Source organism: Alteromonas sp. ABE4_545 (assembly GCF_056161325.1).
Window position 1 is genome coordinate 36,365 of the sequence record NZ_JBSWYY010000025.1, and the last position, 12,113, is coordinate 48,477.

At 45.7% G+C, this 12,113-nt stretch carries 7 protein-coding genes; 6 read left to right on the forward strand and 1 reads right to left on the reverse strand.

Features of this window, described 5'->3' with window-relative positions; all coding sequences use genetic code 11:
• Positions 1-21 precede the first annotated feature (21 nt).
• Together ACXAH6_RS16930 and ACXAH6_RS16935 are read left to right on the forward strand one after the other, a co-directional pair.
• Positions 22-1,698, forward strand: coding sequence for an Lcl C-terminal domain-containing protein (locus tag ACXAH6_RS16930; RefSeq protein WP_474878737.1), 1,677 nt, complete (start codon positions 22-24; stop codon positions 1,696-1,698).
• Between the two features lie 2 nt (positions 1,699-1,700).
• Entirely contained in the window at positions 1,701-2,213 is a 513-nt protein-coding gene (locus ACXAH6_RS16935; protein ID WP_474878749.1) for an Lcl C-terminal domain-containing protein, read from the forward strand.
• A 36-nt stretch (positions 2,214-2,249) separates the two neighbouring features.
• Here the strand turns inward: ACXAH6_RS16935 and ACXAH6_RS16940 are convergent, their stop codons facing one another.
• The gene (locus ACXAH6_RS16940) at positions 2,250-3,938 is read right to left on the reverse strand and encodes an alkaline phosphatase D family protein (protein ID WP_474878739.1); all 1,689 of its coding nucleotides are present in this window, start codon (positions 3,936-3,938) and stop codon (positions 2,250-2,252) included.
• A gap of 180 nt (positions 3,939-4,118) precedes the next feature.
• Between ACXAH6_RS16940 and rnr the strand changes: the two genes are divergently transcribed.
• The 4 genes from rnr to ACXAH6_RS16960 all read left to right on the forward strand — a co-directional run bounded on the left by rnr (position 4,119) and on the right by ACXAH6_RS16960 (position 11,964).
• The gene (gene rnr / locus ACXAH6_RS16945; protein WP_474878740.1) at positions 4,119-6,446 is read left to right on the forward strand and encodes a ribonuclease R; all 2,328 of its coding nucleotides are present in this window, start codon (positions 4,119-4,121) and stop codon (positions 6,444-6,446) included.
• Entirely contained in the window at positions 6,446-7,186 is a 741-nt protein-coding gene (rlmB, locus tag ACXAH6_RS16950; protein ID WP_474878741.1) for a 23S rRNA (guanosine(2251)-2'-O)-methyltransferase RlmB, read from the forward strand. Before rnr ends, rlmB begins: the two co-directional genes overlap by 1 nt.
• A gap of 150 nt (positions 7,187-7,336) precedes the next feature.
• Positions 7,337-10,207 carry an insulinase family protein gene (locus ACXAH6_RS16955; protein WP_474878743.1) on the forward strand — a complete coding sequence of 957 codons (2,871 nt, stop codon included), beginning with the start codon at positions 7,337-7,339 and terminating at the stop codon, positions 10,205-10,207.
• A 425-nt stretch (positions 10,208-10,632) separates the two neighbouring features.
• On the forward strand, positions 10,633-11,964 hold the full coding sequence (locus tag ACXAH6_RS16960; RefSeq protein WP_474878745.1) for a DUF4397 domain-containing protein: 1,332 nt from the start codon (positions 10,633-10,635) through the stop codon (positions 11,962-11,964).
• Positions 11,965-12,113: the final 149 nt, after the last annotated feature.

Below are 12,113 nucleotides of genomic sequence, written 5' to 3' on the forward strand. Positions count from 1 at the left end.
TTCCCTTTATAGGCGGTGCGTGTGAGTACAAAGTTCAGTGTGTTGTTGTTAACGGTTTTACTGACGGCCTGTGGCGGCGGTGGGGGAAGTGGTGACGATAGCACCGCAGAATTTAGTGTGTTTGCGGCAAATGATCATTCGGTAAGTGAAGGTGAGGCGGTATCGTTTACTGCGCGTGCGTTTAACGCAACCGGCGATGTTACTTATACATGGCAGGTTTCGCCGACACTAGAATATACGCTAGACACAACAGGGGCGACATTGAGTTTTACCGCGCCTGTTGTTGAACAGAACACGAGCTTTACCTTTACACTGACCGGTGTCGTCACCGATGGCACCAGCGACAGTGATGTGTTTGTTATTACGGTGGAGCCTGAATCCGAACTCCCTGTTGCATCTGTTACCGTGGCCGATTGGCCCGATTTAGACTCAGGTGTGTATCCTGCGGGTGTGAGCATCTTACTCGACGGTCGCGCCAGTTACGATGCAATAGAAGGCGACCCTGACACCATTGCAGTATGGCAATGGCAACAAGACGCTGGCACAAATGTGATGAATGGGTTGGAAACCAATAAACCTACTCTGACCATAGTGACCCCAGAAACCAGTAGTGGTGAAACACTGCAATTCACCCTAGTTGTGACAGACGACGAAGGCGACTCAGATAGCGCGACAGTCAGTATTCAAATTTTATCTATCTCGGCAACTCAGCCCACCGCAGATGCGGGCAATAATCAATATGTGTATACCGGTGAGTCAATTTTACTAAACGGTAGTGCCGATTCTTCCGTGTCCACCGCTTATCCCTTGTCAGTAGGGTGGAGTTACAGCGCAGATGTGCCTATATCGATCGATCAAGCCAACGTTGATCAAACCTTTGCTATTGCACCTGCGGTATCAGAACAAGAGACCGTACAATTTGTTTTTACCGTGACTGATGCATACGGTAATGAAGTGTCAGACATTATTTCGGTTATCGTGATGCCTTATCCCACTCCGCTTTGGAATGATACCGGTGTCGCTTTTCAGGCGAATAATGCCATTAATACTGCGGATCTCGTGTATGACTGGCCGGGACAAGATGGGCAAAAAGGGGCAGATGTTATTGCTACCAATAACGCGTTTGAAAAAGCGGGGCGTGGCGAGGCTGGGTTCGACTTTACCAAATTGAATGCCAATGGTGATGAGGCTGATGCAGCGACCACCGATTTCCGCTGTGTACGCGACAACACTACTGGCTTAGTTTGGGAGGTAAAAAATGAAGATATTACCTTGCACAACCCAGACAATACTTATTCGTGGTATGCCAGTACCGACAACGGTGGTTATGTTGGAGATTTAAATGGTACAGATACCACATGCTCGCTGACGAATTGTAATACCGAGTCTTTTGTTAATGCGGTGAATGCTGCGGGTTTATGTGGTTTTTACGACTGGCGTTTGCCTAATCATATGGAGCTTTTGTCGATTGTTCACTTCGGAGGCAGTGATGGTATGAAGCTAGACATGGACTATTTCCCCTATGCCGGAGACCCAGATGCCGACGTGATTTGGTACTGGACTGCCCAACCTGGAGCAGATGGTGTGAGCAACAACGCCGCGCAAAATGCGTGGGCAATTGACTTTATTTCCGGTGTTGACAACTTTTTGAATAAATCCAGCGCCGCGCATGTGCGCCTAGTTAGAGCAGGGAGATAATGATGAGATTACTGTTACTCCTCATGGCGGGCGCGTTTTCATCTGCAATATTCGCTCAAACTTGTTTAGATGACGCCGTTGAAACCACCCCTGATGGGGTGCTGTCACTATTGAGCGAAACCGAAATTTTACACGATACTACTGGCTTGGTATGGCAGCGTTGTGCTGCTGGACAAACATGGGATGGCACAAATTGCACAGGAGAAGCGACAAAATACGATTGGCAATCAGCGCTACTGTATGCCGTTGAATATGAACAAGATGCCAATGAAGGTTGGCGCTTACCCAATGTGAAAGAGTTGTCTTCTATTACGGAAAGAAACTGTGTACGCCCAGCCATTGATACAACTTTTTTCCCAGACACGCCCCCTGATGATTTCTGGACATCCACGCCTTCATTATCTGATCCGTTACGGGCTTGGGTGGTGGCCTTCTTTAATTCAAGCTACTCCATAAAAGAGAAAGACAAGTTCGTGTATGTGCGTTTGGTCCGTACTAAGCTCGATTCTGAATAAGTGTAGGCCGTGTCGTGATTAACACGGCCGGTTACTTTATTTGCCGATGTATTGTTTAGAAAACTGATTAGTTACGGCGTAGTCTTCAGACCGTACAGTATTCACATAAAGCCAATCGGCTTGTGCTACGCCTCGATCTAACGTCAGTGTCATGTAACCGCGTTGGTGTAAGTTACAATACTCTAAATCATCAATAAGCAGTGGGAGCGCGTTGGCAAGTTGCTTGGCTTGATCAGGCGTCATTTTGATGTAACTCTCCATGCCAGGTGAAGAGACACTGGTTGTGGCAAATTCCATCCCCACTAAGTCACCATATTGGTCGGTGAGTTTATTGCACCAACTGTTATGGGTATCTCCTGCAATCACCAACAGCGATTTATTGTTATCTTTGCAAAGCTTAAGTAGTTTCTCACGTTCCACAGGGTAGCCATCCCAAGCATCGAGGTTATAAGCCATTTTGGTGTCGAGGCGAGCTTGTTCTTGTGGTGTTAATCGTGCGCCTTCGAGTTGATTCTTTTTCAAATTAACGAGCTGGCTAATTGCCTTTGGTACTTCGTCTAGTTTCTTACTTGAGAAAATCTCCGCTGGGAATAGCATTTTCCCCATCAGTACTTGTTGCCCCAACAACTGCCAACGGCTGGTGGATTGGGCTATTGCTTTGCTTAACCACTCGTATTGAGATTGCCCCAACAGTGTACGGTTTGGCGACAGTACATCTTGTTGGAATTGACGCCCATTGAATTCGCCAGTTTGCGCGTTTTTATAATTGGCATAATTTAATTGCTTGTCTCGACCAATAACACGAGTATCTAACATATAAAGGGTGAGCAAATCGCCAAATTCGAAGGTACGGTAAATTTGAGGGCTACTTTCACCCAATGGGGGGCGAATAGGTAGCCATTCATAATAGGCTTGAACAGCCGCGGCACGACGGGCAAAAAAGTCACCTTCGTCTGGCGTGTGATTTTCAGCACCTGTTTTATAAGTGTCGTTGGCAATCTCATGGTCGTCCCACACGGCGATAAAGGGTTTGTTTTTGTGGAGTGCGAGTAGCCCTTTGTCTTCGCGATACTTAGCGTAGCGCTTTCGATAATCCGTGAGGGTAAATAGTTCACCTTGGTTGTCGGCATCAAATAATCTGCCAAGTTCGGCTGCATGTTCTGTCGCGTAGCCATCGGATGCATATTCGTAGATGTAATCACCCAAGTGTAAAACGATGTCGATACTGTCGTCTTCGGCCGCTGCCATGTATGGTGTGAAAAAACCAGCCGGATAATTTGCGCAGGAAAAGACACCAAATTTTATTTGTTCTATGTAACCTGAGGGGATGGTGCGCGTTCGGCCTACCTGAGTCACGGTTTTTTCGCCGATAAAACGATAAAAATATTCAGTGCCGGGAGACAGGTCTCGTACATCAATTTTTATCGTATAGTCATTCCTTTTTTGGGTTGTGGCGTCACCCGCTCGCACGATATTTTGAAAGTCTGGTGTTGATGCTATTTCCCAACGGATGTCAGCATTGTTGCCTGAAACCGGCACTGCACGTGTCCAGAGTATGACCGAATCTTGGGTTGGGTCGCCGCTGGCAATGCCGTGGGTAAAGGTAACGTCGTCGAGTGAGTCAGTGACCTTTTTCGGCGTACTGCCACAGGCGGTTAATTGCGTAGAAATAATGACACTACCGCTGAGAGCAGAAGCGAAATGCAGAAATTGTCGTCTATCCATGGTCTTGATCTTTTGAATTGTTTTGCCCACTTTAGCGTAACTTTGTGACAATTTAATAGCGATTAACGGTAAGTAGTTGTCGATTAATTGCACATAATTGCTTGTGAACACAGCTTTTTTAAGTGGTTTACTGTTATACTACTGGCAGAAAATTTTATTTATTACGGTGTATTATTATCTATGAGTGACGATCCGCATTATCAGCGGGAGAAAGCCAAGTACGAAAACCCGGTAGCCAGCCGAGAGTTTTTGCTAGAAGTGATGAAATCCAATGGTCAGCCAATGGGATTTCTTGATATTTGTAACCGCGTTAACGCTCACGACGAAGACAGCCGCATTGGCATTCAGCGTCGCCTACGCGCCATGGAGCGCGAAGGACAAATTCAATTTACCAAAGCGAAGAAGTATGCGGTACAAAAGCAAGAAGAATTAATCCGAGGTCGAATTATTGGTCATCGCGACGGTTATGGTTTTTTACGTCCAGATGATAGGTCAGGTGACTTATTCGTAAGTGCCGGCCAAATGCAAATGTTGCTGCACGACGATCGCGTTGAAGCGCGCGAAAGTGGTACAGACCGAAAAGGCCGTAAAGAGGCCTATATCAACCAAGTGATTGAAGCACGGGCAGAGCCAATCGTTGGGCGCTACTTTACCGAGCAAGGCATGGGTGTGGTTATTCCTGATGATAGCCGCATCAATCACGAAATCATCATTCCTCCAGAACATGTGAACGGTGCACGCCAAGGGCATGTGGTCGTGGTGGAACTCACTCAACGCCCACGCCGTAAAGTGAATCCGGTGGGCCGTATTGTCGAAGTACTCGGCGAACACATGGCGCCGGGGATGGAAATTGAGATGGCATTGCGCACATTCGATATTCCCCACGCGTGGCCGAATGGTGTGAGTAAGCAAATCGAAAGCTACGGTGAATTCGTGCCAGAAGATGCAAAAGCGGGGCGTATTGATTTACGTCAGTTGCCATTAGTTACCATTGATGGCGAAGACGCACGTGACTTTGATGATGCAGTATTCTGTGAGCCACTTGATGAAGGTGGCTGGCAATTGTGGGTCGCCATCGCTGATGTAAGCTACTATGTGCGCCCTGGAACCGCGTTGGATACTGAAGCTCTCAATCGTGGTAACTCGGTTTACTTCCCCGACCAAGTTATCCCGATGTTGCCTGAGTTGTTGTCGAATGGCCTGTGTTCATTGAATCCTGAAGTCGATCGCTTGTGTATGGTGTGTGAAATGACCATCACGGCACAAGGTGAGTTAGACAGTTACCAATTCTATGAAGCGGTGATGAACTCCCACGCGCGCCTGACTTACACAAAAGTGTGGCAGATTCTCGAAGGTAACCCTGAGTTACATAAACGCTATGAAGCGCATGTACCGCATTTGCGTAATCTCCACGACATGTATCGCGCATTGAAAAAAGCGCGTCTGCGTCGCGGCGCCATTGAGTTTGAAACGCAAGAAAGTAAGTTTGTGTTTAATGCGCAGCGAAAAATTGAAAACATTGTGCCACTTGAACGCAATGATGCTCACAAGCTCATTGAAGAATGTATGATCATGGCCAACGTGAGTGCGGCCAAATACATTGAAAAGAACCAAGCAAGCGCATTATTCCGTGTGCACGATAAGCCTGATGCGGATCGCTTGACCTCATTTACCTCCTATCTGGCTGAAATTGGTGTGCCTCATCGCTTGAATGATGATGCCCAACCTGCCGACTTCACCGACGTGGTGAATAAAACTAAAAACCGCCCAGATCAAGAACTCATCCAAACCATGTTATTGCGGTCAATGAAGCAGGCAGTGTACGACGGTGAAAATATTGGTCACTTTGGTTTGGCGCTGAATGCCTATGCTCACTTTACTTCGCCTATTCGCCGCTATCCAGATTTGGTGGTGCATCGCGCACTAAAAGCGATTATTGCCAAACAACAAGGTAAGAAAGCCGTATCTGGCGCGAAAGCCTATTCTGAGGAAGAGGTGGAGCAATTGGGTGAACAGTGTTCGACGACAGAGCGTCGTGCCGACGATGCCACCCGTGATGTGGCCGATTGGCTGAAATGTGAGTTTATGCTCGACCGCGTTGGAGAAACCTTTGAAGGTGTGGTGAGCTCAGTGACAGGTTTCGGCTTGTTTATTCGCATCAGTGAGTACCATATTGATGGGCTGGTGCATATCACCTCATTACAAGATGACTACTATCGCTACGACGATGTAAAGCAATGCTTGGTCGGCGAAAGTGGGCACATGCAATATCGCTTAGGTGATCCTGTTGTGGTTAAAGTGGCGGCGGTGAATCTCGATGAGCGCAAAATTGACCTTATCTTGGACAGCTCTATGCTCAAGGGCAAGAATGGGAAAACCGTAAAAGTGCGCAAGGCGCGCTCGAAACCAGAAACAAAAGAGTCGACAGGACGTCGCAGAAAAGCCGACGACAAAGCGCCAAGAGGTGCTAAGAAGTCAAAGAAAAATACGAAAGGTAGACGACGTTAATGGCGCAACACGAGTGGTTATATGGCCTGCACGCCATGCAGGCAGTAGTAGAAAACGAACCCGAACGATTAATCGAACTATGGGTATTAAAAGGGCGCGATGACGAGCGGCTTACAAAAGTCGTCAATCAAGCGCGTCGTTTTGGTGTAGCGGTACAGTTTTGTAATCGAAAAGTACTCGATGACAAGGTAAATGGTGAGCAGCACCAAGGTATTGTTGCTCGCGCCAAGCCCGCTCGGGTACTCACTGAGTCTGACCTCGATGCATTGATTGCAAAACACGAACAGCCTTTTTTACTTGTGCTCGATGGCGTTACTGACCCACACAATTTGGGCGCATGTTTGCGTACAGCCGACGCAGCAGGTGTACACGCAGTTGTTGTGCCTAAAGATAAATCAGCGGGCTTAACCGCTACAGCGCGCAAAGTTGCTTGTGGTGCTGCAGAGGTTGTGCCTTTGATACAAGTGACTAACCTTTCACGCACATTGAAAGAAATGCAACAACAAGGCGTGTGGGTAGTGGGTACAGCGGGTGAAGCCACACAAAGTATTTATGATGTGAAGTTAACCGGGCCAATGGCATTGGTGATGGGAGCCGAAGGTAAAGGAATGCGTCGGTTAACACGAGAAAATTGCGATGAATTAGTTAAACTCCCGATGGCTGGTAGCGTTTCAAGTTTGAACGTATCTGTAGCTACTGGCGTGTGTTTATATGAAATCGTCCGTCAGCGTCAGGGGTAAATCTCAGGCGCTGCGTTTCATCTTGTGTTAAATCGCTTTCATCTGCAGTCTGAAACATTTCTATACAATCCTCTCATCGTCACTTCTGGCGCGTGTAAATAACTTTGATTAGAGTTAACGCACTATATTAATAACACTCAGGGAGTGACGATGAAAAAACTATTCGCTTTAGGTGCTGTTGCCGTTGCGGTGATGGCTGGTTGTGCAACTACGCAAACCTCTACGACTAGTCCGACAGAAACTGTGGTCGAGCAAATTATTGCTAGCCCTAACGACAACCGTGAATACAAAACATTAACCCTAGCCAATGACCTAGAAGTGGTTTTGGTGTCAGACCCTGCGGCCGAAAAGTCTGCAGCAGCACTAAGCGTTGGTGTAGGTTTGTTAAAAGACCCCATGTCACAACAAGGTATGGCTCACTATTTGGAGCATATGTTGTTTTTGGGTACCGAGCGCTACCCAGACACTAAAGGCTACAGTGAGTTTATGACCGCTAACGGCGGTGCACACAATGCCTATACCTGGTTAGATATTACTAACTATATGTTCAAAGTGAATAATACTGCTTATGACGAAGCGCTCGATCGCTTCTCAGACTTTTTCAAAGCGCCGAAGCTTTATCCTGAATACACAGAAAAAGAAAAAAATGCGGTGAACGCAGAATGGTCTATGCGTCGTGAAATGGACTATTTTGGTCAGTTTAAGCTTGCTCGCGCTATGATGGGAGACCATCCTGCCAACCGTTTCCTGATTGGTAACCTTGAGAGTCTTGGCGATAAAGAAGACAGTAAACTTCACCCAGAAACGGTAGCGTTTTTCAACAAGTACTACTCAGCCAACATTATGAAAGTGGCTATGATCAGCAATCTACCTATTGCTGAAATGGAGACATTGGCGAAGAAACATTTCTCTTCAATCCCGAACAAGGATATTGATAAGCCGGTAACTACTGGAACGGTTGATTATTCGGAAATTGGCGGTAAACGCGTTCATTACTCTCCGAATGAAGATGTGAAAGAGCTTAAACTAGATTTCACTATCACAAATAACGCTGATGATTTTGCAGTTAAGCCAAATCGATTCCTATCATTCCTAATTGGTTCTGAAATGCCCGGAACGCCAGCGTTTCAGTTGAAAGGCGCGGGACTCATTTCTAGTTTAAGCGCTTACGCTAGCCCGAATATGTACGGCAATTATGGTTCTATGACTATCAACGTTGAATTAACCGACGCTGGTATACAAAACCGTGAAATGATCGTGGCAACGATTATGCGATATATCGACATGATTAAAGCCAAAGGCGTTGATAAAAAATACTTTAATGAGATTAAGACAAGCCTGAATAACCAGTTTAAGTTCTTGGAAAAACAAGATGAATTTGGCTATGTCTCTAACCTCGCTGCGTCTATGCAGGAATACCCGGTTGAATACGCTATTGCCGCGCCATTCTACTATGATCACTTCGATGCAGATGCCATCAACAAGGTGCTTGCACAGCTAACACCAGAACATCTGCGTGTTTGGTACATCAGTAAAGAAGAGCCAACAGATAGCGAAATGCACTTCTATGATGGTAAATACAAGGTAGATAACATCAGTCCGGAAGAAATTGCGACCTGGTCTCAACCTTCACCGTTTCCGATGAACTTACCTTCTGTGAATCGCTTACTGCCTGAAAACTTTGACATTGTGACCTCTGGCACCAAAGACAAACCGGAACTTGTGATAGACAATGACAAAGTGAAAGTATGGCAGTACCCCAGTGAGCTATTTGCTGCGCAACCACGCGGTGTGATGGAAATTTACCTGAATAGTCCACAACAAGAAAAAGATATCAACGCCAGCGTGCTTCAGGATATCTGGGTAGATATTTTTGGATTGCAGCAAAGTGCACTGTTAACAGAAGCCAGCATTGCAGGGATGAATTTGGGCGTAACCTCGGGTAACGGTTTAACCATTTCGGTTTCTGGATTTACCGATAAACAACAAACCTTGCTAAATGAAGCACTGGCGGGCTTGAAGGTGAACGTGGATGATGCTCAGTTTGCACAGGCGGTAGACCGTTTCATTCGCAATATCCAAAACCAAGGTAAACAGTTTCCGTTCTATCAAGCCTTCGATGCATATCAAACGCTTATTCGAATGGGAGAATACTCGGGTGACGAATTAATAGCCGCAGCGAAGTCGCTAAAAGCGTCAGATCTGACGGCCTTCCAAGATAAATTGTTGGCTAACAACCAATTGCGTATCTTTGCGTTTGGTAATTACGACAACAGCGACTTACAAAGTACCGTTGACGCAATGTTGTCATTCCTTCCTGATACTCGCAACAATACCGATTACGATGCGAGAGAATATTGGAAGCCAGAGGCTAAACAAACTGTAGTATGGCAACAAGATATCGATGTTGCTGACGTTGCAATTGTGGATGCCTATATGCATCCAACGCCAGGGTTTGCTACGCGTGCGGCGGCAACAATTTTACGCGGTCACTTCCGCAGCATAGCGTTTGACAAATTGCGTACCGAAGAACAGCTTGCGTACGCGGTAGGTGGAACATCTGTTGGCCTCGACGAATACACTGGCTTTGCTATGTACATTCAAACGCCTGTGAAAGATGTGGCAGACATGCAAGCGCGCTTTGACAAATTCAAGCTTGAGTATAAAGACGTGCTCGATGCAATGACTGAAGAAGAGTTTGAAAAGCTTAAAGCGAGTGTGCTGGTGACATTAAAAGAGCCACCGAAAAACCTGTCAGCAGAAGCTGCGCCATTGTTCAGCGATTGGGTGAAAGAGCGCTACGACTTCGATAGCAAAGCTCGCTTGATTGCCGCTGCTGAAGCCGTCACATTAGAGGATGTAAAAGCCTTCTATCAGGCTACGATGTTGAGTGAAGAGGCGGCAAGGGTTTCTGTACAAATGCGAGGAAGCAAATTTGCAGATAAACCGTTTGCCGACATCGACGGTGCAACCGTTGTGAAGGACTTGGCAGACTTCCATAAAAACATGGCTAAACAGTAACTTATAAAAAATTAAAAAGTCCCGTTTGATGTATTTATATCGGCGGGACTTTATTTTTTGGTTAAAAAACAGCAAAAATTACGAGATTAAGGAAACCTTTTTTCATAGTTACAGTCGTAGGTTAGTGTTCTCACTGGACCGTGAAACAGGTATGATGAACACCAACGATGATTGCGAACAATGTACCAAGAAAAGGTCACTGTTAAGCGCGTTTAAAGATCGACCGGGGCATTGTTGTCACGGTGCGGCTAAAATGTAGGCAATCTTGATGTAAAGGTTGCGTAAAATGCTGAACCTGTGCATCATGTCACCGGCCTTAGCGGGGTAATATGCGTTCCTGCTATGCACTAGTTTAAAAATCAAGGATAAATGAGTTTATGCGATCCTCCCTTTTTTCACCTCTTTGTAAATGTGTTGGCATCTTGATGCTGATATTGAGTGTTGCCAGTTGTGGCGGCTCAGGCGGCGGTAATTCTGATTACTCTTATGCCTATCTGCAGTTTTACAATGCGTCTCCTAATGGTGCGACTGTAACCGTACTTGATGAAGACGGTGATGAGCTTGGCAGCGCTAAGTTTGGCGATACCACTAGTCTTATCTCTCTAGAAAATGGTAAGCAGGATTTCGAATTCGTTTACACAGATTCTGACGATCAAGAAGTCACAATCGATACGTTCGAAATTAGAATGCGTACAGGTTACAAAACACTGGTTGTATTGGGCGGTGATTTTGAAAACCCTGAGTTCTACACGTACGAAATGAAGCGTGAAAATTTAGACGATCACTTCCGTCTATTCGCAACGTCGTTCATGACTGATGGCGAGTCTTTTGACGTGTATTTGAGTGAAGATGGCGACCCGTTTGAAGCCGCCAACTTCCTTGGTACCGTGACCTATTCTGAACTTGTTGAGTTTGAATACTGGGATCCAGACAGTGATAGCGATGACTTTGATGAAGGTGAGTACACGTTATATTTGACTGAGCCAGGTTCAACGGATGTGGTATTCGAATCAGACACTATTGACTTTGCATACAACACTGAATACGTACTTGCAGCTCGTGATGTAACAGGTGCACTTCAATCAGGTATGGCTGTTGACTTCATTCTTAACTCATCGACAGTGACCAGTGCAGTAGACGTTGAAGCAACTTCGCAGTACCGTATTTACAACAGCTTGAACTCAGACTCTCCGGTAACAGTAACGTTAACTGGTGATAGTTCATCTGAAGCAGTAACTTATGAGCTTTCTGCTGGTGAATTATCAGATTTCACTGAGATAGAGTACGGCGATTACAACTTGTCATTGTCAATTGGTGACGGTTCTCTAACACCGCTAACTAACAAGCTAGTGACTCTGAACCAGAGTGAGAGTAAAGCGATCATTATCTATGAAAACGAGGGCGGCCTTGTGTCACTTTCATTCGTAGAAAGTGCTGAGTCACAGGCTTACGATAAGACAGTTAACTTCATTAACTTAGTACCTGACTATTCAGATGTTGACTTCTACCTTGTACGTAGCGATGAGACCACTGAAAACGCTGAGTATAGCGTTCAGAACGTTGAGCTAGGTGAAGTGGAAGAAGAATCACTTCCAGAAGATTACTATGAAGTGATTGCAGTTCATGAAGACATCAACGATGAGCAAACGCTACTTCATCGTACAGATAGTACTGGCTTTAATGAGACAGCAAACTACTTCATCACAGTAGAACCTACTGAAACAGGTAATGGCTACGAGATTGTTATCAATAAATAATCATAGTTAGTTGTTGATTGAAAAGGCCGCTTTGAACAGCTGTCTCTTATACACAAATCCCCGCTAAGAAATTAGTGGGGATTTTTTTTGAACATTATCTCTTCACTCTGATCAGATCTTGTAACTTGGTTGTGAGAGTAAATGATGAT

Bases quoted from the DNA above. Each gene is read 5' to 3' on its own strand.
- ACXAH6_RS16955 (WP_474878743.1), top strand. From the start codon at position 7,337: ATGAAAAAACTATTCGCTTTAGGTGCTGTTGCCGTTGCGGTGATGGCT.
- rlmB (WP_474878741.1), top strand. From the start codon at position 6,446: ATGGCGCAACACGAGTGGTTATATGGCCTGCACGCCATGCAGGCAGTA.
- ACXAH6_RS16940 (WP_474878739.1), bottom strand. From the start codon at position 3,938: ATGGATAGACGACAATTTCTGCATTTCGCTTCTGCTCTCAGCGGTAGT.
- ACXAH6_RS16960 (WP_474878745.1), top strand. From the start codon at position 10,633: ATGCTGATATTGAGTGTTGCCAGTTGTGGCGGCTCAGGCGGCGGTAAT.
- rnr (WP_474878740.1), top strand. From the start codon at position 4,119: ATGAGTGACGATCCGCATTATCAGCGGGAGAAAGCCAAGTACGAAAAC.
- ACXAH6_RS16935 (WP_474878749.1), top strand. From the start codon at position 1,701: ATGAGATTACTGTTACTCCTCATGGCGGGCGCGTTTTCATCTGCAATA.